The organism is Kitasatospora sp. NPDC001540, from assembly GCF_042894345.1.
Taxonomy (GTDB): domain Bacteria; phylum Actinomycetota; class Actinomycetes; order Streptomycetales; family Streptomycetaceae; genus Kitasatospora; species Kitasatospora phosalacinea_C.
The window spans coordinates 164,061-184,571 of the sequence record NZ_JBIAVO010000001.1 but is presented as its reverse complement, the minus strand read 5'-3'; the positions used below and the strand labels follow the sequence as shown (position 1 = coordinate 184,571).

General features: G+C 74.5%; 19 protein-coding genes. 9 read left to right on the top strand and 10 right to left on the bottom strand.

Translation table 11 applies throughout. From position 1 onward, the window contains the following. Positions 1-3: 3 nt before the first annotated feature. The 3 genes from ACFY00_RS00840 to ACFY00_RS00830 form a co-directional block, all read right to left on the bottom strand. Positions 4-1,008 carry an endonuclease/exonuclease/phosphatase family protein gene (locus ACFY00_RS00840; RefSeq protein ID WP_388025858.1) on the bottom strand — a complete coding sequence of 335 codons (1,005 nt, stop codon included), beginning with the start codon at positions 1,006-1,008 and terminating at the stop codon, positions 4-6. Positions 1,009-1,174: 166 nt separating this feature from the next. Further along, positions 1,175-1,864: a TetR/AcrR family transcriptional regulator gene (locus tag ACFY00_RS00835; RefSeq protein WP_388025856.1), complete on the bottom strand. Its 690-nt coding sequence runs from the start codon at positions 1,862-1,864 to the stop codon at positions 1,175-1,177. Between the two features lie 23 nt (positions 1,865-1,887). Continuing rightward, the gene (locus ACFY00_RS00830; protein WP_388025853.1) at positions 1,888-3,534 is read right to left on the bottom strand and encodes an MFS transporter; all 1,647 of its coding nucleotides are present in this window, start codon (positions 3,532-3,534) and stop codon (positions 1,888-1,890) included. Positions 3,535-3,748: 214 nt separating this feature from the next. Here ACFY00_RS00830 and panB point away from each other — a divergent pair, with 214 nt between their 5' ends. The 3 genes from panB to ACFY00_RS00815 all read left to right on the top strand — a co-directional run bounded on the left by panB (position 3,749) and on the right by ACFY00_RS00815 (position 6,518). Further along, positions 3,749-4,624: a 3-methyl-2-oxobutanoate hydroxymethyltransferase gene (panB, locus tag ACFY00_RS00825; protein ID WP_388025852.1), complete on the top strand. Its 876-nt coding sequence runs from the start codon at positions 3,749-3,751 to the stop codon at positions 4,622-4,624. A gap of 86 nt (positions 4,625-4,710) precedes the next feature. Continuing rightward, on the top strand, positions 4,711-5,691 hold the full coding sequence (locus ACFY00_RS00820) for an ATP-binding cassette domain-containing protein (RefSeq protein WP_388025850.1): 981 nt from the start codon (positions 4,711-4,713) through the stop codon (positions 5,689-5,691). After that, positions 5,688-6,518: an ABC transporter permease gene (locus ACFY00_RS00815; protein WP_388025848.1), complete on the top strand. Its 831-nt coding sequence runs from the start codon at positions 5,688-5,690 to the stop codon at positions 6,516-6,518. The genes ACFY00_RS00820 and ACFY00_RS00815 overlap by 4 nt, the downstream gene beginning before the upstream one ends. Positions 6,519-6,526: 8 nt before the next feature. Here ACFY00_RS00815 and ACFY00_RS00810 read toward each other — a convergent pair whose 3' ends face one another. Then, positions 6,527-9,880: an ATP-binding protein gene (locus ACFY00_RS00810; RefSeq protein WP_388025845.1), complete on the bottom strand. Its 3,354-nt coding sequence runs from the start codon at positions 9,878-9,880 to the stop codon at positions 6,527-6,529. Between the two features lie 277 nt (positions 9,881-10,157). Between ACFY00_RS00810 and ACFY00_RS00805 the strand changes: the two genes are divergently transcribed. Next, entirely contained in the window at positions 10,158-10,976 is an 819-nt protein-coding gene (locus tag ACFY00_RS00805) for a site-2 protease family protein (protein WP_388025842.1), read from the top strand. On the opposite strand, the gene ACFY00_RS00800 is transcribed toward ACFY00_RS00805, so the two are convergent. Together ACFY00_RS00800 and npdG are read right to left on the bottom strand one after the other, a co-directional pair. Further along, a complete protein-coding gene (locus ACFY00_RS00800; RefSeq protein ID WP_388025839.1) occupies positions 10,973-11,152 on the bottom strand; it encodes a hypothetical protein in 180 nt (59 codons plus the stop codon). The two genes, ACFY00_RS00805 and ACFY00_RS00800, sit on opposite strands and share 4 nt — an antisense overlap. A gap of 119 nt (positions 11,153-11,271) precedes the next feature. Beyond that, positions 11,272-11,973, bottom strand: coding sequence for an NADPH-dependent F420 reductase (npdG, locus tag ACFY00_RS00795; RefSeq protein ID WP_388025836.1), 702 nt, complete (start codon positions 11,971-11,973; stop codon positions 11,272-11,274). A 47-nt stretch (positions 11,974-12,020) separates the two neighbouring features. On the opposite strand from npdG, the gene ACFY00_RS00790 reads away from it, so the two are divergent. Both ACFY00_RS00790 and ACFY00_RS00785 read left to right on the top strand, forming a co-directional pair. Further along, complete coding sequence (locus ACFY00_RS00790) at positions 12,021-12,599, top strand: hypothetical protein (RefSeq protein WP_388025833.1); 579 nt, start codon at positions 12,021-12,023, stop codon at positions 12,597-12,599. 82 nt (positions 12,600-12,681) lie between these two features. After that, positions 12,682-13,986 carry an MFS transporter gene (locus ACFY00_RS00785; RefSeq protein WP_388025831.1) on the top strand — a complete coding sequence of 435 codons (1,305 nt, stop codon included), beginning with the start codon at positions 12,682-12,684 and terminating at the stop codon, positions 13,984-13,986. Positions 13,987-13,993: 7 nt separating this feature from the next. Here the strand turns inward: ACFY00_RS00785 and ACFY00_RS00780 are convergent, their stop codons facing one another. Continuing rightward, positions 13,994-14,212: a hypothetical protein gene (locus ACFY00_RS00780; protein WP_388026554.1), complete on the bottom strand. Its 219-nt coding sequence runs from the start codon at positions 14,210-14,212 to the stop codon at positions 13,994-13,996. A 130-nt stretch (positions 14,213-14,342) separates the two neighbouring features. Between ACFY00_RS00780 and map the strand changes: the two genes are divergently transcribed. Continuing rightward, entirely contained in the window at positions 14,343-15,188 is an 846-nt protein-coding gene (map, locus tag ACFY00_RS00775) for a type I methionyl aminopeptidase (RefSeq protein ID WP_388025828.1), read from the top strand. A 208-nt stretch (positions 15,189-15,396) separates the two neighbouring features. Here the strand turns inward: map and ACFY00_RS00770 are convergent, their stop codons facing one another. Continuing rightward, positions 15,397-16,095: a bifunctional DNA primase/polymerase gene (locus ACFY00_RS00770; RefSeq protein ID WP_388025826.1), complete on the bottom strand. Its 699-nt coding sequence runs from the start codon at positions 16,093-16,095 to the stop codon at positions 15,397-15,399. A 431-nt stretch (positions 16,096-16,526) separates the two neighbouring features. Between ACFY00_RS00770 and ACFY00_RS00765 the strand changes: the two genes are divergently transcribed. After that, positions 16,527-16,742: a hypothetical protein gene (locus tag ACFY00_RS00765; protein ID WP_388025823.1), complete on the top strand. Its 216-nt coding sequence runs from the start codon at positions 16,527-16,529 to the stop codon at positions 16,740-16,742. 53 nt (positions 16,743-16,795) lie between these two features. On the opposite strand, the gene ACFY00_RS00760 is transcribed toward ACFY00_RS00765, so the two are convergent. Both ACFY00_RS00760 and ACFY00_RS00755 read right to left on the bottom strand, forming a co-directional pair. Continuing rightward, the gene (locus ACFY00_RS00760; RefSeq protein ID WP_388025820.1) at positions 16,796-17,476 is read right to left on the bottom strand and encodes a PadR family transcriptional regulator; all 681 of its coding nucleotides are present in this window, start codon (positions 17,474-17,476) and stop codon (positions 16,796-16,798) included. 229 nt (positions 17,477-17,705) lie between these two features. Beyond that, a complete protein-coding gene (locus tag ACFY00_RS00755; protein ID WP_388025818.1) occupies positions 17,706-18,875 on the bottom strand; it encodes an alanine--tRNA ligase-related protein in 1,170 nt (389 codons plus the stop codon). A gap of 564 nt (positions 18,876-19,439) precedes the next feature. Here ACFY00_RS00755 and ACFY00_RS00750 point away from each other — a divergent pair. Then, complete coding sequence (locus ACFY00_RS00750) at positions 19,440-20,477, top strand: serine hydrolase domain-containing protein (protein ID WP_388025817.1); 1,038 nt, start codon at positions 19,440-19,442, stop codon at positions 20,475-20,477. Positions 20,478-20,511 lie beyond the last annotated feature (34 nt).

Below are 20,511 nucleotides of genomic sequence, written 5' to 3'. Positions count from 1 at the left end.
GCCCTAGTAGCGGTAGTCGGCGGCCACCGCGAGGTGGTCGCTGGCGTCCGCCGGGAGGGTGCGGGAGTCGGTGGGGACCAGTCCGCCCTTGCTGAGGATCTGGTCGATCCGGGCGGTCGGGAAGGAGGCGGGCCAGGAGAAGCCGAAGCCGTCGCCCGCCGCGCCCTGGGCGGAACGCATCTGCGAGGTGACCGGGGCCAGGCTGCGGTCGTTCATGGTGCCGTTGAGGTCGCCGAGCAGCAGCACCCGGCGCAGCGGCTCCCGCTCGATCGCGTCGCCGAGGGCCTGCGCGCTGACGTCGCGCCGCCCGGCGGTGAAGCCGGTGTCGAACGTGACCCGCACCGAGGGCAGGTGGGCGACGTACACCGCGAGCGGGCCCTTGGGGGTGGTGACCTGGGCGCGGAAGGCCCTGGTCCAGCCCATCTTGAGGTCGACCACCGAGACCTCGTCGATCGGGTAGCTGGACCACAGCCCGACGGTGCCCTCCACCACGTGGTACGGGAAGGCCGCGGCCAGCCCTTCGGCGTACCGGGGGGCGGCGGACGCGGAGAGCTCCTCCAGCGCGACGATCTCGGCGCCGGAGCCGGTGAGCATCCGGACGGTGCCCTGCGGGTCGTCGTTGGCGGCGGCCACGTTGTGGGTGAGCACGGTGAAGTCGCCTGGCCCGCTGCCCTTGTCGACCAGCAGGGCGCCGAACAGGTTCAGCCAGACCGCGCCGGGCAGCAGCGCCGCGACCACCGCCACCCCGGCGCGCCGCCACAGCGCGAGCGCCAGCAGCACCGGGACGGCCAGCCCGAGCCAGGGCAGGAAGGTCTCCAGCAGGCTGCCCAGGTTGCCGACCGCGTTGGGCACCTGGGCGTGCAGCACCAGCAGCCCGGTGACCAGCAGGCCGAGCACGGTGAGCGGCCACCCGCGCCGCCAGGCGAACCAGCGGCGCAACCGCTCCCGCCGACTCGCGGGCCGCTCCGGCTCCTGCACCAGTACCGCCGGGCCGTCCGCCCGCACCATCGTCCGCTCCTCGCCGCCGCACCCGGCCGACTCTCCCGTCGACCCCGTCTCCGACCTGCTCCGATCCGATTCTCGGCTCAGCCTATGACGGGATGGACGCGGCGAAGCGCCCGGGAAGTTCCGGCCCTGCGCCGTACGGGGTGAAGTGGAGGGCGGAGCGGGACGGTCAGGACACGGACGGCACGGACGGCGCAGGCGGCACGGACGGCGCGGGCGGCCGGGCGCCGATGCCCTGCAGCGCGGCGTCGACCATCTGCCGGGGCAGGTCCGGGTCCTCCAGCGGGGCGTCGTCCCACAGGACGGTGCGCAGCAGGATCGGGCCGATCAGCAGCTCGCAGAGGAGTTCGACGTCCAGGTCGGCCCGGAGCTCGCCCTCCTCGACGCCGCGCCGGACGATCTGCCGGATCATCTGGCGCCGCGGGTGCACCACCCGCTCGTGGTAGGTGTGCTTGAGCTCCGGCCAGGCGTTCATCTGCCCCAGCGCGGAGCGGACGATCCACCGGGAGCGCTTGATCAGGCCGCGGCGGCGCATGTAGTCGACGGCGCTGATCAGGTCGTCCCGGTAGGTCGGGCCGCCCAGCGGGGGCAGCGGCTCCTCCAGTCGGGCCACCACGTCGACCAGCAGGGCCTCCTTGTTGGGCCAGCGCCGGTAGATGGTGGCCTTGCCGACGCCCGCCTCGGCGGCGATCCGCTCGATGGACAGCTCGGCCAGGCCGGTGCCGTCCTCCATCAGCTTCTCGACCGCGGCGTAGATGGCCTGCTCGGCGGCCTCGCTGCGCGGGCGGCCCCGCCGGGGGGCGTCCTGCTCCCCGGCGGGGCCGTGGCACGGCTTGAGCGGAGTGTCGGCGCTCGTCATGGCCCTATTCTCCACCCTCGTGATCACACCTTGGCGGTGCTCGGGCCGGTGCTCGTGCCGCCGTCCGCCCGGTCCTGCCGCCCCGCCGCCGGACCGCCCGCGGCACCGGGCGCACCGGGCGCACCGGGCGCGGCGACCTTGCCGGGCAGCAGGAGCAGCGCCACCACCGCGCCGAGCACGGTGACGCCGGCCGAGACGCCGGAGACCACGTGCATGGCGTGGATGAACGCGTCCTTGGCCGGGTCGACCAGGGCGGGCAGGTGGAGCTTCTCGGCGACGCCGAGGGTCGACTCGATGGACTCGCCGGCCCGGTCGCGGACCTGCTCGGGGACGGTGGCCAGGTGGTCCTGCATGCCGTTGCGGTAGACGGTGGACAGCAGGGCACCGAGCACCGCGATGCCGAGCGAGCCGCCGACCTGGCGGAAGGTGTTGTTCAGCGCGGAGCCCGCGCCGGCCTTCTCGCGCGGCAGCGCGCCCATGATGGCGACGGTCACCGGCGGCATCACGTGCGCCATGCCGGCGCCCATCACGAAGCCGAGCACGATCAGCAGCCAGATCGGGCTGCTCGCGGTCAGGAAGGCGTACCCGAGGAAGCCGACGGTGACCAGCAGCATGCCGCCCGCGCAGGTCGCCCGGACGCCGAAGCGATCGACCACCAGCCGGGCCCGCGGCGCGAAGAGGAGCTGTGCGACGGCCAGCGGCAGCATCAGTTCGCCCGCCTGCAGGGCGCTGTAGCCGCGCACGCTCTGGATGTAGAACACGCCGAAGAAGGAGACGCCCATCAGCGCGAAGAACACGATGCCGACCACGCCGATGGAGGCCGAGAACACCTTGTTGCGGAACCAGGTGACGTCCAGCGCCGGGTGCCGGGTGTGCTTCTCGAACAGCACGAAGGCGGCCAGCGCCAGCACGCCGACCAGGGTCGGGACCCAGGCCTGCGGGTCGGTGAAGTCGGCCAGTTCGCCGCCCTTGATGATGCCGTAGATCAGCGCGACCAGGCCGACGATGGACAGCAGCACGCCGACCGGGTCGAGCTTGCCGGGGTTGGGGTCCTTGGAGTCCGGGACGAGCCAGCCCATCAGGCCGAGCGCGACCAGCACGATCGGGACGTTGACCAGGAAGACCGAGCCCCACCAGAAGTGCTCGATCAGCAGGCCGCCGGTGATCGGGCCGATGGCGATGGCCAGGCCGACCGCGCCGGCCCAGATGCCGATCGCCTTGGGCTGCTCGTGCCGTTCGAAGACGTTCATGATGATGGCCAGCGTGGCGGGCATCACGAAGGCGCCGCCGAGGCCCATCACCGCGCGGTAGCCGATCAGTTCGCCGGGGCTGGCGGCCATCGCGGACAGCAGCGAGCCGAGGCCGAAGACCAGCATGCCGGCCAGCAGCGTCCACTTGCGGCCGAAGCGGTCGCCGAGCAGGCCCGCGGTGAACAACAGGCCCGCGAAGACCAGCGTGTAGGAGTTGATCGCCCACTCCAGGTCGCTCTGGCTCGCGCCGAGGCCGACCGGGGCGGGGGTGGCGATGGTCTTCATCGCCACGTTGAGGATCGAGTTGTCGAGGACGACGACGAGCAGGGCGAGCACCAGGGTGCCCAGGATCCACCAGCGTCGGCGGTGTACGGCTTCCGGCACCCGGGGTGCCTGGAGGGCTGCGGTCGGCGAGGTCATACGAACAGCCTAGTCGCCTTTTCAATACGAGACGGTCTCGTATCGTAGAACGAAGGGCAAGGAACGGCAAAGACTTCCCCAAGGACTCCCGGGACCCTCCGGACACGTCCGGGACTCCCGACTCTTTGCGGACGGCCGCGGGCGTGCAAGCATGGAGCCAGATCCGGGGACGCCGCACGGCGCCACGAGACGACACACACCAGGAGCCTGTTCGATGAACGCCTCTCCGCTTCAGCCTGCCCAGACGCAGGACGCGCCCGTCGGCACCACCCTCTACGGCGGCGTCACCAACCGCCGGGTCACCGTCCGGGACCTCGCCAAGGCCAAGCGCAACGGCGAGCGCTGGGCGATGCTCACCGCCTACGACGCCCTCACCGCCGGGGTCTTCGACGAGGCGGGCATCCCCGTCCTGCTGGTCGGCGACTCCGCGGGCAACTGCCACCTCGGCTACGAGACCACCGTGCCGGTGACCATGGACCAGATGGTGATGCTCTCCGCCGCCGTCGTCCGCGGCACCCAGCGCGCCCTCGTCGTCGCCGACCTGCCGTTCGGCTCCTACCAGGAGTCGCCCGCCCAGGCCATGCACAACGCCGCCCGCCTGATGAAGGAGGCCGGCGTCCAGGCCGTCAAGCTGGAGGGCGGCGAGCGCAGCGCCCGCACCATCGAACTCCTCGTCGACGCGGGCATCCCGGTGATGGCCCACATCGGCCTCACCCCGCAGTCCGTGCACGCCTTCGGCGGCTACCCCGTCCAGGGCCGCGGCGACGAGGCCGCCCACCAGTTGCTGCGCGACGCCAAGGCCGTCCAGCAGGCCGGCGCCTTCGCCGTCGTCCTGGAGGCCGTCCCCGCCGACCTCGCCGCCGAGGTCACCGCGCACTCCGCGATCCCCACCGTCGGCATCGGCGGCGGCCCCGGCACCGACGCCCAGGTCCTGGTCTGGACCGACTTCGCGGGCATGACGGCCGGCCGCGTCCCCAAGTTCGTCAAGCAGTACGCCGACCTCCGCGCGACCCTCGCCCGGGCCGCCACCGAGTTCGCCACCGACGTCCGCGAGGGCGCCTTCCCCGGCCCGGAGCACTCCTTCAGCTAGCCCGGCACCGCCCCGTCAGCCCGCTGTCATCGCCCGTGACAGCGGGCTGACAGCGTCGTGACAGCCGGGCCCGGCACGGTGTTCCCATGACACGAATCGAGCGGAACGCCGTGGAGGTCCACGGCATCGTGAAGCACTACGGGGAGACGAAGGCCCTGGACGGGGTCGACCTGACGGTGCGCGAGGGGACGGTGCTGGGGCTGCTCGGGCCGAACGGGGCCGGGAAGACCACGCTGGTGCGGGTGCTGTCCACGCTGATCAAGCCGGACGCGGGCACCGCGTTCGTCGGCGGGTACGACGTCCTGCGCCAGCCCAAGCAGTTGCGCCGCACCATCGGCCTGACCGGCCAGTACGCCTCGGTGGACGAGCTGCTGTCGGGCTACGAGAACCTGTACCTGATCGGCCGCCTGCTGGACCTCTCCGCGAAGGACGCCAAGGCCCGCGCGGCCGAGCTGCTGGAGCGGTTCTCGCTCACCGAGGCGGCCAGGCGGCCCGCCAAGGGCTACTCGGGCGGCATGCGCCGCCGCCTGGACCTCGCGGCGTCGATGATCGGCCGCCCGAAGGTGCTGTACCTGGACGAGCCCACCACCGGCCTGGACCCGCGCACCCGCAACGAGGTGTGGGACGAGGTGCAGCGGATGGTCGGCGAGGGGTCGACGGTGCTGCTCACCACCCAGTACATGGAGGAGGCCGAGCAGCTCGCGCACGCCCTGACCGTGATTGACAAGGGCCGGGTGATCGCCAACGGCGGCGTCGAGGAGCTGAAGAAGCAGGTCGGCGGGCAGAGCCTGCAGGTCCGGCCGACCGACCCGACGCAACTTCCCGAGATGGCACGGGCGTTGCAGGAGTCCGGCGTCCCGGCGACCTTCTCCGCCGAGTCCGGGCTGCTCTCGGTGCACCTGACCGACGACCGCCGACTGACCGTCGTGATCGGGGTGCTGGGCACCCGCGGTTTCGGGGTGGCCGGCATCCACACCGAACTGCCCAGCCTGGACGAGGTGTTCCTCACCGTCACCGGCAAGTCCGCCGTCCCCGCCCAGACCCGTGACAAGGAGCCCGTCGCATGAGCACCGCCACCCTGAGCCCCGCCCCCGCCCCCGCCGCGACCGTCGACGCGGACGACACCCGGATCGGACTGCGCGCGAACCTGCGCCACCTGGGCGCGCTGACCCGCCGGAACCTGATGCGGATCAAGGCCGACCCGGAGTCGATGCTGGACGCGCTGCTGGTCCCGGTCATCATGATCCTGCTGTTCGTCTACGTGTTCGGCGGCGCGATGGCCGGCAACCAGCACGAGTACATGCAGTACATGGTGCCCGGCCTGCTCGGCACCACCGGCCTGAACCTGGCGATGGCGCTGGGCACCGGCCTGAACACCGACTTCCAGACCGGCGTGATGGACCGCTTCCGCACCCTGCCGATCGGGCGCTCCGCGGTGCTGCTGTCGAAGATGGTCGCCGAGACGCTGCGCGCGGTCGTCGCCTTCGCGGTGCTGATCGGCTTCTCGATGGTCCTCGGGATGGACATCGCGGGCGGCCCGCTGAAGCTGCTGGCCGCGGTCGGCCTGTCGCTGGTGTTCGGCTCCTCGCTGATGTGGGTGTCGATGCTGCTGGGCATGTCGCTGCGCAGCGCCCAGGCGGTGCAGGGCATGTCGATGCTGGTGATGATGCCGCTGCAGTTCGGCAGCTCGATCTTCGCCAACCCGACCACCATGCCGGGCTGGCTGCAGGCCTTCACCAAGCACAACCCGCTGTCCGCGCTGGCCGACGCCTGCCGGGCGCTGATCAACGACCAGCCGGTGGGCAACTCGGCGCTGACGGTGCTGGTCTGGGCCGCGGCGATCACCGTGGTGACCGCGCCGCTGGCGGTGGCCCGCTTCCGCAAGCGCACCTGACGGTGGGGTCAGCCGGCCCCGGTGCCGAACGGGCCGGGATCGTTCAACAGGGCGGACGCCTCACGCAGCGTGAGGCGTCCGCCCCGTTCGTGCGCGGCCAGGTAGTCGTCCTCGCCGAGCAGTTCGCGGGCGGCGGCGGCGCAGCGGGCGTACTCGCTGCGCTCCATGAACGAGCCGGGCATGCCGCTGAGGCCCTCGTGGGCGCCGAGCAGTTCGGCGGCGCGGCGGGCGGCCTCGGGCTCGCCGTGCAGCCGGGCGTACTCGACCAGGGCCCCGGCGACGGGCGTCATCAGCATCATCGCCATGTGCTCGACGAAGACGATGGCGCCGCCGTCGGTCTCGGTCATCGTGCGGCGGCCCGCGCGCATCATCGCCAGGCCGGTGTCCGGGTCACCGGAGCGGGCCACCACCCAGCCGCGGATGCAGGCGACGATGCCGGCGAACACCGAGGGGACGGGGCCGCGGGCGGTCGGGTCGGCGGGCAGCTCGTCGAGCACCGCGAGCGCCTCGGCGTACTCGCCGCGCCGCACGCACAGGTTGCACAGCACCAGCCGCCCGTACATCCGGGCGCCCTCGGCGTCGGTGCCGTCGGCGGCGGACTCGGCGACGGCCTCGCGGACCATCCGCTCGCCGCCCTCCGGGTCGCGCTCGGCCACCACCTCGCCGAGCCGGGCCCGCAGCATCGGGACCTCCTGGTGCGCGCCGAGCCGGACGGACAGCTCGATGGCCTGCCGGAAGGCCGCCTCGGCCTGGGCGGCGTCGCCGGACTTGGTGGCGTTCTCGGCCTTGCCGGAGAGCGCGTCGGACATGCCCCAGCGGTCGCCGAGCGCGGTGTAGAGGGCCAGCGCCTCCTCGCTGTCGGCGATCGCCTGGTCGAGGCCGCCGGCCAGGTCGTTGAGCAGCCGGGCGCGCAGCTGCAGGGCGAAGGCCAGGTCGAGCGGGCCGCCGTGCACCCGGGCCCCGGCCACCGCGTCGTCCATCACCGCGCGGGTGCGCTCCATCTCGCCGGTGAGGAAGACGGTGAACACCCGGCCGAGCACCGGCTGCCGGTAGGACTGCGGCAGTTCGGGGGTGTAGACGGCCAGGATGCGCCGGGCGGTGTCGAGCGCGCCGGAGTCCTCCAGCAGGCTCATGTCGCCGGAGAACAGGCTGATCAGCCGGTGCAGGCCGAGCTGGCGGCGGGCCTCGTCGAGCAGGTCGGGCGTCATCGGCAGCGGCCCGTCCAGCGGCCCGGCGGCGAGCGGGACGGGCGGCGGGGCGTCGTCGGCGTACGGGTCGGGGCCGAGCGCGGCGACCGCCTCGTACCAGGCGCGGGACTCGGTGCGGTAGTCGCGCAGCATCCAGTACCCGGCCATCGACAGCGCCAGTGCCAGGCCCTCCTGCTCCTGGCCGGTGTCGACGGCGCGGCGCAGCGCGGCCCGGATGTTCTCCTGCTCGCGGTCGAGGCGGTCGAGTTCGTCGAGCTGGGCGGGGCCGTGCAGGTTCAGGTAGGCGTGGCGGGCGAGTTCGCGGTAGTGGGCGGTGTGGCGGTCGCCGGTCTCGGGTTCGGCGGCCGCGGCGAGGCGCTCGGCGGCGTACTCGTGGATGGTCTCCAGCATCCAGTAGCGGGGCTGCTCGCCGAGGTCCGCCACCAGCAGCGACTTGTCGACCAGCGAGAGCAGCAGGTCGGCGACGTCCTCCCGGCGCACCAGTTCGCCGTCGGCGACGACCTGCTCGGCGGCCTCCAGGGTGCAGCCGCCCGCGAAGACCGACAGCCGGCGCAGCACGGCGCGCTCGCGGGTGCCGAGCAGGTCCCAGGACCAGTCGACGACGGCGCGCAGGGTCTGCTGGCGCGGCAGCAGGGTGCGGGAGCCCGCGGTGAGCAGGGCGAAGCGGGAGTCGAGGCGGTCGGCGAGCTGGCGCGGGGTCAGGCCGCGCAGCCGGGCGGCGGCGAGTTCGATGGCCAGCGGCAGGCCGTCCAGGCGGCGGCAGAGCTCGGCGCAGGCGGCCGGGTCCTGGTCGGTGCGGAAGCCGGGGCGGGCGGCGGCGCCGCGTTCGGCGAGCAGCCGCAGCGCGGCGGGGTCGGGCAGCGGTTCGACCGGCAGCACGCTCTCGCCGGGGACGCCCAGCGGTTCGCGGCTGGTGGCGAGCACGGTGACGCCGGGGCAGTCGGCGAGCAGCCGGTCGGCGAGGTCGGCGGCGGCCTGGACGACGTGCTCGCAGTTGTCGAGCAGCAGCAGGACGCGGCGGCGGCCGAGGTGGTCGACCAGCCGGGAGACCGGGTCCTTGCGGGCGCCCTCGATCGCCTCGGCGACGGCGCCGCCGGTGTGCAGCACGGTCTCGCGCAGGCCGAGCGCGGAGGCGACGGCGTCGGGGACGGCCGCCGGGTCGTCCAGCGGGGCCAGCTCGACCTGCCAGACGCCGCCGGGCCAGCGGGCGGCGTCCTGCTCGCGGCGGCCGGCCTCCACCGACAGCCGGGTCTTGCCGGAGCCGCCGGGGCCGGTCAGGGTGGTGAGCCGACCGGCGGTCAGGGCGTCGGCGACGGTGGCGAGTTCGCCGTCCCGGCCGACGAAGCTGGTCCGCCCGGGGCGGAGGTTGCCGGACGCGGGGGCGGGGGCGGGGGACGGTGCGGCCGGGGCTGCGGGGGCGGGCGCCGGGGCGGGGAGCGCTTCGGCGGTGAGCAACTCCCGGTGCAGGGCGCGCAGTTCGGGGCCGGGATCGGTGCCGAGCTGCTCGGCCAGGGCGCGCCGGATCTCCTCGTAGCGGCCGAGCGCCTCGGCGGTGCGGCCGGCCGCGCGCAGGGCGCGCAGTTGGAGGGCCTGCAACTGCTCGTCGAAGGGGTGGTCGCGGCAGAGCTCGGCGAGTTCGGCGGTGACCTCGGCGGTGCGGCCGAGGGCGAGCTCGGCGGTGAGCCGGTGCCGCCGGGCCTCCCCGCGCTGGGCCTCCAGCCGGGCGGCGGGGGCGGTGCGGTCGGGCAGGTCGGCGAGCGCGGGGCCGCGCCACAGCGCGAGCGCGGCGGTGAGCTGCTCGGTGGCGGCGGCCGGGTCGCCGCCCCGCAGGGCGCGGGCGCCGTCGGCGGCGCGGCGCTGGAACTCGGCGACGTCGGTGCGCGGGTCGGTCAGCCAGTACCCGGCCGGTCCGGAACCGATCTCGGCCCGGCCGACGGTGCGGCGCAGCCGACCGACCAGGGTCTGCAGCGCGGCGGCGGCGTCCTGCGGCGGCTCGTCGGCCCACACCTCGTCGGCGAGCAGCTCGGCGGGCACCGGACGGCCCTGGCGCAGCGCCAGCGCGGCCAGCAGGGCGCGCAGCCGGGCGCCGCCGAGGGTGACCGGGGTGCCGTCGTCGTGGTGGGCGGTGGTGGTGCCGAGGATGCCGTAGTGCACCCGCCCATTCTGCGGGACGCGCCGGGGGCCGGACGCACACCCGTGCGGAATCCCCGTGCGGGGCACGGCCGGTGCGGCGACCGGCGCGAAGTAGGTGCGGCAACCGGCGACCGGCGACCGGCGACCGGCGACCGGCGACCGGCGACCGGCGCGGCGGAACGCCCGGTCGCTCCCGTACGTTCATCCGGGGCCGCTTGTCCCGGAGGCCCGGTCGGCGGCATGATCGGACGCCCGTCCCACCGCCCCCCGTCCACCAGCATCCCGGAGCCCCCACCCCATGACCTACGCCAGCACCGGCCAGCGCAGCGCGGAGAACCGGGTCAGCCCGATCTTCCTGGCGATGGCCGCCATCCTGGGCGCCTCCGGCTTCGCGCTGGCCACCGGCTGGGGCAACGCGCGCTTCGGCGTGTTCCTGTTCGTGGTGGCGGGCTGGATGGTCTCGCTCTGCCTGCACGAGTACGCGCACGCCCGCACCGCGCTGGCGGGCGGCGACATCACGGTCGGCACCAAGGGCTACCTGACGCTGAACCCGCTGAAGTACGGGCACGTGGTGCTGAGCTTCGTGCTGCCGGTGATCTTCGTGATCATGGGCGGCATCGGCCTGCCCGGCGGCGCGGTGTACATCGAGCGGGACCGCATCTCCGGCCGCCTCAAGCACAGCCTGGTCTCGGCGGCCGGGCCGCTGGTGAACGTGGCCTTCGGCGTGGTGACGCTGGTGCTGGTCAGCGGCGGCTGGTTCGACGACCCGGGCATGCCCTCCGTGATCGGCGAGTACGCGCTCCCCGTCTCACCGCTGGCGTCCGCACTGGCCTTCCTGGCCTACCTGCAGGTCACCGCGGCGATCCTGAACCTGCTGCCGGTGCCGGGCCTGGACGGCTACGGCATCATCGAGCCCTGGCTGTCGTACCGGACCCGGCGGGCGGTCGCCCCGTACGCGCCCTACGGCATGCTGCTGCTGTTCGCGCTGATGTGGCAGAGCGAGGTCGGGCAGTGGATGTTCGACCTGGTGTCCTGGATCTTCGACCTGTTCGGCGCCGACATCCGGTACAGCACCATCGGCCACTGGATGTTCTCGTTCTGGAGGAGCGACTTCTAGGCCGCGGGCCCGCGCTCGGCGCGGGCCTTGCGCAGGTGGTACCAGGCGATGTTGCTGGCCACGCCGGCCATCAGGACCCACACCACGCCGAACCACTTGCCGTGGGCGAAGGAGACCACCGCGGCGGCCACCGCCAGGACGAGGACGATCGCGGCGTACAGGGCGTTGCGGGGCATGGCGGGGCTCTCCTCGGGTGGTGGTGTGCCCGTCCATTCTCGCCGACCGGACGGACCGCTCGGGGTCGGGGGTGGGGCGCGCGCCGGGGGCGCGGGGCGGGCCGCGGCGCGCGCCGGGCTCACACGTCGGTGATCCGCAGGCCCGCGTGGGCCTTGTAGCGGCGGTTGACCGCGATCAGGTTGGCGACCAGCGACTCCACCTGGTGGGCGTTGCGCAGCCGACCGGCGAAGATTCCGCGCATGCCGGGGATCCGGGAGGCCAGCGCCTGGACGACCTCGGTGGCGGCCCGGTCCTCGCCCAGCACCATCACGTCGGTGTCGATCCGCTCCACGCTCTCGTCCTGCAGCAGCACCGCCGACAGGTGGTGGAAGGCGGCGGTGACGGTGGAGTCGGGCAGCAGCGCGGCGGCCTGCTGGGCGGCCGAGCCCTCGGGGACCCGCAGCGGGTAGGCGCCCTGCTTGTCGAAGCCCAGCGGGTTGACGCAGTCCACCACGATCTTCCCGGCGAGCTCGGCCCGCAGCGAGGTCAGCGTCTCGGCGTGGCCCTCCCACGGCACCGCGACGATCACCACGTCGCTGTCGGCGGCGCAGGCCGCGTTGTCGGCGCCGCGGATGCCCAGGCCCAGTTCGGCGGCGCAGGCCTCGGCGCGCTCGGCGCTGCGGGAGCCGACCACCACCTGCTGCCCGGCCCTGGCCAGTCGCAGCGCCAGGCCGCGGCCCTGGTCGCCGGTGCCGCCGAGGACGCCCACCACGAGGTGGGAGACGTCGGGCAGGTTCCGGCCGGGTCCGGCCGTCGCGTTCACTGAATCGGGTTGCGTCATGCCGAAGATCCTGCCAAACCCACCGCCGGAGCAGCATGCTGTCGCGCATGGACGCGGTGAGAGTTTCCGCACTCCGGCAGTCGCTGGCGGGCACCGGCTGGCCCGAACGGGCGGGCGCCTTCGCCTCCGCGCTGCGCGGCTCGGTGACCAGGCGCAGTGCGACCAACCTGCTGCTGGTCGGCACCCCCCGCTACGAGCCGTGGCACCTGGCGGCGCACCTGAGCGACGAGGCCGCGTACGGCGGTCTGCCGGAGCTGGCCCCGACCCTGCTGCGGCACGCCGTCCCGGCGAACGCGCCGGAGCACCTGGCCTGCGGCCTGCCCCGGCTCGCGGAGGCGCGCGCGGGCGCGACGGTGCTGCTGGTGGCGCCCGACCCGGCCGACGCGCCGCTGCTGGAGCGGCTGGACGGCGCCCGCCGGGCCGGGGCGGTACTGCTCTCGCTGGACGACGGCGACCCGGAGCTGACCGACCTGGCGCACGAGCGCCTCACCGTCCCGGGCGCCGCGCCGGAGCCCTTCGAACTGGTGCAGCACCTGGTCAGCTCGGCCACCGCGGCCACCCCGCCGCGCTCCCGGCTGTCCCGGCTGGCCGAGCGGCTGGCCGCCTCGCCGGTGCTGCGCTGGTAACCGGTGCGGCCCGCTGCGACGGAAAACCGGGACGGAAAAACCGGTTGCCCCGTTCCGTCCCGGTGACGCAGCATCTGGCCATGTGACCAGCACCGCTCCGTTCCTCCGCCGCCTCCTGCCCGACCTCGCGCCCTGGCGCGCCTCCCGGGACTTCCGGCTGCTGTGGCTGTCCGGCTGCGTGACGGGCTTCGGCAGCTTCCTGTCCTTCGTGGCGCTGCCGATCCAGATCAAGGAGCTGACCGGATCGACCTTCGCGGTGGGCCTGGTCGGCGCGTTCGAGCTGGTGCCGCTGGTGGTGTTCGGCCTGTGGGGCGGCGCCCTGGCGGACGCGCTGGACCGGCGCCGCCTGGTGCTGCTCAGCGAGGCCGGGCTGGCCCTGCTGGCGGCGCTGATGCTGGCCAACTCGCTGCTGCCGCACCCGCTGCTGTGGCCGATCTACCTGGTCGCGGCGCTGACCGCGGCGCTGGCGGGGCTCCAGCGCCCGGCGCTGGACTCGACGGTTCCCCGGGTGGTGGCGCACGACCAGCTGCCCGCCGCGTTCGCCCTCAACTCGCTGTACCGCAACGTCGCCTCGGTGGCCGGCCCGCCGCTGGCGGGCGTGGTGGTCGCGGTCGCCGGGGCCCGCAGCGCCTACGCGCTGGACCTGCTGACCTTCCTGGTCTCGCTGGCGCTGATCGCCCGGATGCGCCCGGTGCCGCCCGTCGAGAGCGCCGAGGCCCCGTCGCTGCGCACCATCGGGCAGGGCCTGGCGTACGCCTGGAGTCGCAGGGACCTGCTGGGCACGTACGCGATCGACCTGGTGGCGATGCTGTTCGCCTACCCGGTGGCGCTGTACCCGTTCCTGGCCTCCGAGTTGGACGCCGAGTGGGCGCTGGGCCTGCTGTACGGGGCGACGGCGGCGGGGGCGCTGCTGGTGGCGGCGACCGGCGGCTGGACGGCCAGGGTGCACCGGCACGGGCGGATGCTGCTGTTCGCGGCGCTCGGCTGGGGCGCGGCGGTGGCGCTGGCGGGCCTGGTCGGGAACGTCTGGCTGGTGCTGCTGTTCCTGGCGGTGGCGGGCGGGGCGGACCAGGTCAGCGGGGTGGCACGGTCGACGATCTGGAACCAGTCGATCCCCGACCAGCTGCGCGGGCGGCTCGCCGGGGTCGAGGTGCTCTCGTACTCGGTGGGCCCGCAGCTGGGCCAGGTCCGGGCGGGCGGGATGGCGGCGCTGGTGGGGGTGCGCGGCTCGATCTGGGCGGGCGGCCTGCTGTGCGTGGCGGGCGTGCTGGCGCTGACCGCGGCCGTCCCGAAGCTGCTGGCCTGGGACTCGCGCACCGACCCGCACGCGCTGGCGGTGCGGGAGCAGCACGAGCGCCAGGCGCAACAGGCCGCGGGCGTCTCCTGAGCGGTCCTCACTCCCGGGGTTCGTCGTCGTTCCAGCGCGGGTCCTGCCGCCACTCCTGGTTGCGCTCGGCGGCGGTCTCCAGGGCGCGCGCGGCCTCCTCCCGGCTGGCGTAGGGGCCGAGCCGGTCCTTGGCCGGGCAGTCCGGGCCCTCCTCGACCTTGCCGTGCTTGATGCAGTAGAACCACTCCCCCGGCTGCCCGGTGGGCTTGTTGCGGCCGAACACCATGCTCTGCGTCTCCCGTCCTGTGCTGGGTGCCGCGGCGGCGGGACCGCGGCCGTCGGTGGTGATCCTTCCCGCCGCGGCGGCCGTGCACGCGGCCGGGTCCGGGCGGATGGCGGCCGATACACTCGCCGTCATGGCTCTGGTACCCGGCACGCTGTCCCCCACCCGCAAGGTCCCCGCGCACATCGCGCGTCCGGAGTACGTCGGCAAGCCCGCGCCGACGCCGTACACCGGTCCCGAGGTGCAGGACGCCGAGACGGTCGAGAAGATGCGGATCGCCGGGCGGATCGCGGCGCGGGCGATGGCCGAGGCCGCGAAGCTGATCGCCCCGGGCGTGACCACCGACGAGCTGGACGCCGTCGCCCACGCCTACATGTGCGACCACGGCGCCTACCCGTCGGACCTCGGCTACCGGGGCTTCCCGAAGTCGATCTGCACCTCGATCAACGAGGTGATCTGCCACGGCATCCCGGACTCGACCGTGCTGCGGGACGGCGACATCGTCAACATCGACGCCACCGCCTACATCCACGGCGTGCACGGCGACCTGAACGCCACCTACCTGTGCGGCGAGGTGGACGAGGAGTCCCGGCTGCTGGTCGAGCGCACCGAGGAGGCGCTGAACCGGGCGATCAAGGCGGTCCGGCCGGGCCGCCAGGTCAACGTGATCGGCCGGGTGATCGAGTCGTACGCCAAGCGGTTCGGCTACGGGGTGGTGCGCGACTTCACCGGCCACGGCATCAACACCTCGTTCCACTCCGGCCTGATCATCCCGCACTACGACAGCGACCGGGCCACCCAGGTGATCAAGCCCGGGATGACCTTCACCATCGAGCCGATGCTCACCCTGGGCACCTACGACTACGAGGTCTGGCCGGACGGCTGGACGGTGGTCACCAAGGACCGCAAGCGCACCGCCCAGTTCGAGCACACCCTGGTGGTCACCGCGGACGGCGCGGAGATCCTCACCCTGCCCTGACCGGCCGGACGACGCGGCGGGGCCCCCCCCCCCCCCGGGCCCCCGGGGGGGGGGGGGCCCGCCCGCCGCGGGGGGGGGGGGGCCCGGGGGGGGCGCCCCCCCCCCCCCGCGCCCGGGGCCCGCGGCCCCGCCCCCCCCCCCCCCCGCGGGGGGGGGGGGGGGGCCCCCCCCCCCCCCGCCGTATCGTTCCTGCGGTTCCCGCGCGGGCTCAGCCGATCAGCCACTGCTCCTGGGCCACCGCGCCGACCTCGGTGCACGCGTCGGTCAGCACGTCCAGCACCCGCAGCGGGTCCGGCAGCGGGCGCTCGGGGCCGCGCAGCCAGCGCACCTCGGAGCCGTCCGGCAGCGCGGCCGGCGGGACGAGGGTGTACGAGCCGCGGCAGTGCCAGCGCAGGCCGGGGTGCTCGGAGACGGTGTCGGGGGTGGAGTCCAGCGCGCTGGTCCACCACTCGTCCTCGTCCTGCGGGGTGCCGCGGGTCGCGGTGAAGAAGAGGTACCGGTCGGCGCCGACCGCGGCCACCGGGCCGACCGCGCCGAGCGCCTCCAGCCGCTCCAGGGCGAGCACGCCCGCCTCGGCCGGCACGTCCAGCACGTCGTGCGCGCGGCCGGTCGCGGTGACGAAGTTCGCCTCCGGGTCGCGGGCCAGCCAGCGCGCCAACTGCTCGGTGTCGGTGGTGGCCTGGGACTGCCAGGCGAAGGAGAGCGGGTGCTGGGCCGGGGCCGGACAGCCGACCCGGTCGCACGAGCAGCGGTGCCCGGCCGGGTGCGCCGCGGGCGCCACCGGGAAACCGGCCCCGGTCGCCCCCAGCAGCAGGTCCAGCCGCGCGGCCGCGTCCGCTCCGGCGGCCTCCGGACGGTCCCGTCCGCCCCGCCGCCACCAGGACGTCCACCTGCTGCTGGCTTCCATCTGGCCCCTTCCGCACGCACCTGCCTGAGCTGCCGTACCGGGTACGGCACGGCCACCTACGCAACAACCGACGCCAACGCACGGAGCGGCGCACTGCTTCCCGAGGGGGTGCACCGCACGCGGGGGGCGTCCTGCCGCCGACCCGCACGGGGTCTCCGGGCGGCCGGCGTCCGGGGGTCGGGTACGGAGCACGAGAGTCGCGCGCTCGGCGGGCGGGCGCACCTCGGCGCACCCCGCCCGGCCCGTACGGGCCCGCGGACCCGGGTGGACCCCGGGGGCGTACGTAGCAGGATAAGGCTCCCGGGGCCCTCCCCATGACCGGGGGCGGTGCCTCCCCCGTCACACCCGCTCCACCCTCCCGCCACGCCCCCGCTGCGGAACGGACACACCCGCCCGCCCCGGACGGCCCGCGCCGCGCCTACCCTGGTCGGATGAAGAGCGCCGACACCGAGTTCGTCGGAGGACCGCTGGACGGCCGGGTCCTGCCGGTCCTGCTGGGCATGACCCACCAGGTCCCCAAGGTCTACCGGGTGCCCGTCCCCGCGCACGGGGACACTCCGGCCACCACCCTGGTCTACCGCCGCGCCAAGGAGCACGACGCCAAGGGGCGGTACCGCTGGCGCTACGAGTACGACCCCGACGCCTGACCGACCTCCCCCGCGCGCCCGACCGGCCTCCCCCGCCACGGGCCCGGCGGGACTCAGTCCTCTTCGGCCAGGATCAGGTACAGCTTCTTCTTCGTCTCGGCCAGCACCGCGAGGCCCTTGGTCCGCTGCTCCTCGGTGCCGGTCATCATGACCTGCCGCACCGCGTGGTCCACCGCCGCGAGCGCGGCGCCGACCTCCTGCACGGCCTCCCAGTCGTCCCGGCGACCGGCCTCGTCCCAGGGGGACGCCCCGGCCTGCTCGGCCTCGGCCAGCCCCTGCTCGGTCAGTTCGAACAGCTTCTTGCCGGACTCCTCGTTGGCCTTGACCAGCCCCTCCTCCTCCAGCAACTGGAGCGTCGGGTAGACCGACCCCGGGCTGGGCCGCCAGACCCCGCCGGTGCGCTCACCGATCTCGGTGATCATCTCGTAGCCGTGCATCGGCCGCTCCCGCAGCAGCGCCAGAAGCGAGGCCCGCACGTCACCGCGCCTGGCCCGCCCCCCGCGCCGCCCGCCCCCGTGCCCGCGCGGACCGTGCCCGCCGAACCCGCGGCCGCGCGGCCCGAACCCCGGCCCGAACGGCGGCATCGGCCGCCCCGGCGCCCCGAACGGCCCGAACGCCGCCCGCACCTCGAACTCGTCGACCCCCTCGCCGGGCACCCCGGCCCGCCCCGGACGCCCCGGGCCCTCGGCCCAGCGACGCCGACCTTCTCCACCAGAACGCTTGTCGTACCGCATGACGCACACCTGTCTCTCAGTGAACGGATGCTCCGCTCATCGAAGCATCTCGATAACTCGACGATATATCGCCAACTATCGAACGACAAGCCCCGCCTCGACGAAGCCGCTGTCCCGTGACGACGAAGAGGGATCAATTGGTCCTCGAAGACGGACCGATGGCATTTCATGTCGGTGAAGTGGGACCGAGAGCGGCTCCGGACCGCTTGACCGGTCGCCGTGACCGCCGTTACCGCGTCCGCAGGTTCAGGACGAGGTCGCGCGGCAGACCGTGGGTGTCGTGGAGGTAGCGGAAGTCCTCCTCACTCAGCGGGCCGCTCCGGAACCGGGGGCGGGCCAGGATCTGACGGCCGCGCTCCAGGAGCCGACCGAACCGGCGCTCCTCCTCCAGCAGGACCCGGCGGACGAGGTCCGGCTCCTCGTCCTGGCGGAAGCGGTCCAGGGTGTGCCGGACCAGCTCGTCCGGCAGGTCACCGAGACTGCGCGAGGGATCGTCCTGCCACAGCACGGTGAGCGCCCGACGGACCAGGCGGCGCAGCACGTAGCCCCGCCCGGAGTTGCCCGGGCGGACCCCGTCGCCGATCACCACGACGGCCGAGCGCAGGTGGTCGCAGACCACCCGCAGCGACGGGCCGTCCAGGTGCCACAGGGGCGGTACGGTCCGGCGCCAGGGGTCGAAGACGTCGCACTCGAAGACCGATCGCTTCCCCTGCAGCAGCATGGCCAGCCGTTCCAGGCCGAGCCCGGTGTCGACGTTGCGCTGGGGGAGCGGCTGGAGTGAACCGTCGTCGAGGCGCCGGTAGCGCATCATCACCTGGTTCCACACCTCGACCCAGCGGTCGTCACCGGTCGGCGTCGACTCCGGCGGGGTGTCGCCGGTCCACAGGAAGATCTCCGAGTCGGGGCCGCACGGGCCGGTCGGCCCGTTGGACCACCAGTTGTCCTCGACGGTGAGTTCGACCGGCAGGCCGCGCTCCTGCCACAGGTCGAGCGAGGCGGTGTCCGGGCCGGTCTGCTCGTCGCCGCCGAAGACCGTGACGTGGAGCAGACCCGGGTCGATGCCGAACCCCTCGGTGAGCAGCCCGTAGCCCCAGTCGAGGCTCTGCGGGCCCTCGTAGTCGCCGAGCGACCAGGTGCCGAGCATCTCGAAGACGGTCAGGTGGGTGGAGTCGCCGACCTCCTCGAGATCGGTGGTGCGCAGACAGCGCTGTACGTTGACCAGCCGCCGGCCGAGCGGGTGCGGGCGGCCCTCCAGGTACGGGGTGAGCGGGTGCATGCCGGAGGTGGTGAACAGCACCGGGTCGTCCTCGGGCGGCAGCAGGGTCGAGCCGTCGATGCGGTGGTGGCCGCGCTCCTCGAAGTACTCGACGAACGTGCGGACGATTCTGTCGGTGTTCATGGTGTGGCTCCTTGCCTGGCTGGCGGGGAGGCACCGGACGACGAGTCCGCAGGATCATCGGCGAACGGGGGCGAGAACGCCACGGCGGCACCGGCGGACCGTTTCCGGTGGCCGATGGGACGTGGGAGGTACGTCAGGCGGCGGCAACCGGCGAGCTGGTCGCTCGCGCGGCGGCGGTGATGGTTCGGCCGGTGACGTTCATGGCGCCGAGGCTAACGCGGCCGCCGCCGCGTGGCACACGATTTTCCGCTCGGACGTCCCGGCGGAACCCGCCGACCGACGCCCAGGACGGACGGCCTCGGCGCGCCCCGCGCCGACGGACTCGCCCAGCTCATCCGGCCTGGGCGGACCACCTTCGCCGTCACGAACTGCTGTCGGTCCAACTTCGATGACCGCTGGTCCGACTTCGCCGTCACAGGTCAGCCGCCCGCGTCCCGCTCCTGCCCGACCCCGGCGCTCCGGTCGCGGCGCTCCGGCTCCGGCTCCGGCTCCGGCTCCGGCGCTCTGGTCGCGGCGCCCGGGCCGGGCGACAATCCGGAGGAGGATTCCGCAGGAGGGGGCAGCGTGCCGGCCGAACCGCAGGAGTGGGTGGACGCCACCGCCGCCGCGCTGGGCGCCGTGCTGGGGGAGGCGGTGGACGGCGGGCAGTTCCCGGGCGGGGTGCTGGTGGTCGGGCAGGTCGGGGCCGGGCGGGCGGTGGCGGCCCGCGGGGTGGTCGCCCCCGAGTGCGGCGACGCCCGCCCCGACGAGCACACCCGCTACGACCTGGCCTCGCTCACCAAGGTGCTCGCCACCTGGCCGCTGGTCGGCGCCGCCGTCCGCGCCGGGCGCCTCGACCTGGACGCCCCGCTGCGCGCCGTCTTCCCGCGACTCCCCTCCCCCGGCCGCGAGTTGACCGTCAGCCAGCTGCTGAGCCACACCGCGGGCCTGCTCCCGCAGACCGGCCTGGCCCGCTACCAGCACACCGGGCGGCCGCTGGCCGAGCACCTGTGCGCCGAACCCCTGGTCTCCGCCCCCGGCGCGCACCACCGGTACGTCGACCGCGGGTTCGTCCTGCTCGGCCTGCTGCTGCCCGAGCTGCTGGGCCGCCCGCTGCCCGAACTGGCCGACGAGCTCTGGCGCGGGCTCGGCCTGACCGCCACCGCGTACGGCCCGCTGCCGCGCGACCCCCGGCTGGCCCCGACCGAGCAGCGGCTGCGCGGCGCGCCCCGGACCTGGGGCATCCCGCACGACCCGAGCGCGGCCCTGCTGGGCGGGGTGGCTGGGCACGCCGGGGTGTTCTCCACCGCCGCCGACCTGGCCGTCTTCGCCGAGCACCTGCTCGGGGCGGACGGCCCGCTGCCCGAGTGGTTCGCGCTGAGCCGCCGCCCGCGCACCCCGGTCGAGCCGGGCCTGCACCGCGGCCTGGCCTGGATCGTCACCGCGGACGGCTCGGTCGCCTACCACCACGGGTTCACCGGCACCAGCCTCTACCTGGCCCCGCGCACCCGCCGCTACGTGGCGCTGTGCAGCAACGCCGTCTACCACGGCTGGGACCGCGCCCGGCTGGCCGCGCTGCGCGCCCTCGCCCTGCGCGTCCTGCTGCCCGGGACCGCGGACTGACGCGGTGTCGGCGCCGCGCGTCCCGGCGGCCGCC

Excerpts from the sequence above, each read along its gene's own strand:
- ACFY00_RS00840 (WP_388025858.1), bottom strand. The coding sequence starts at position 1,008 with ATGGTGCGGGCGGACGGCCCGGCGGTACTGGTGCAGGAGCCGGAGCGG.
- ACFY00_RS00835 (WP_388025856.1), bottom strand. The coding sequence starts at position 1,864 with ATGACGAGCGCCGACACTCCGCTCAAGCCGTGCCACGGCCCCGCCGGG.
- ACFY00_RS00830 (WP_388025853.1), bottom strand. The coding sequence starts at position 3,534 with ATGACCTCGCCGACCGCAGCCCTCCAGGCACCCCGGGTGCCGGAAGCC.
- panB (WP_388025852.1), top strand. The coding sequence starts at position 3,749 with ATGAACGCCTCTCCGCTTCAGCCTGCCCAGACGCAGGACGCGCCCGTC.
- ACFY00_RS00820 (WP_388025850.1), top strand. The coding sequence starts at position 4,711 with ATGACACGAATCGAGCGGAACGCCGTGGAGGTCCACGGCATCGTGAAG.
- ACFY00_RS00815 (WP_388025848.1), top strand. The coding sequence starts at position 5,688 with ATGAGCACCGCCACCCTGAGCCCCGCCCCCGCCCCCGCCGCGACCGTC.
- ACFY00_RS00805 (WP_388025842.1), top strand. The coding sequence starts at position 10,158 with ATGACCTACGCCAGCACCGGCCAGCGCAGCGCGGAGAACCGGGTCAGC.
- ACFY00_RS00800 (WP_388025839.1), bottom strand. The coding sequence starts at position 11,152 with ATGCCCCGCAACGCCCTGTACGCCGCGATCGTCCTCGTCCTGGCGGTG.
- npdG (WP_388025836.1), bottom strand. The coding sequence starts at position 11,973 with ATGACGCAACCCGATTCAGTGAACGCGACGGCCGGACCCGGCCGGAAC.
- ACFY00_RS00790 (WP_388025833.1), top strand. The coding sequence starts at position 12,021 with ATGGACGCGGTGAGAGTTTCCGCACTCCGGCAGTCGCTGGCGGGCACC.
- ACFY00_RS00780 (WP_388026554.1), bottom strand. The coding sequence starts at position 14,212 with ATGGTGTTCGGCCGCAACAAGCCCACCGGGCAGCCGGGGGAGTGGTTC.
- map (WP_388025828.1), top strand. The coding sequence starts at position 14,343 with ATGGCTCTGGTACCCGGCACGCTGTCCCCCACCCGCAAGGTCCCCGCG.
- ACFY00_RS00770 (WP_388025826.1), bottom strand. The coding sequence starts at position 16,095 with ATGGAAGCCAGCAGCAGGTGGACGTCCTGGTGGCGGCGGGGCGGACGG.
- ACFY00_RS00765 (WP_388025823.1), top strand. The coding sequence starts at position 16,527 with ATGAAGAGCGCCGACACCGAGTTCGTCGGAGGACCGCTGGACGGCCGG.
- ACFY00_RS00760 (WP_388025820.1), bottom strand. The coding sequence starts at position 17,476 with ATGCGGTACGACAAGCGTTCTGGTGGAGAAGGTCGGCGTCGCTGGGCC.
- ACFY00_RS00755 (WP_388025818.1), bottom strand. The coding sequence starts at position 18,875 with ATGAACACCGACAGAATCGTCCGCACGTTCGTCGAGTACTTCGAGGAG.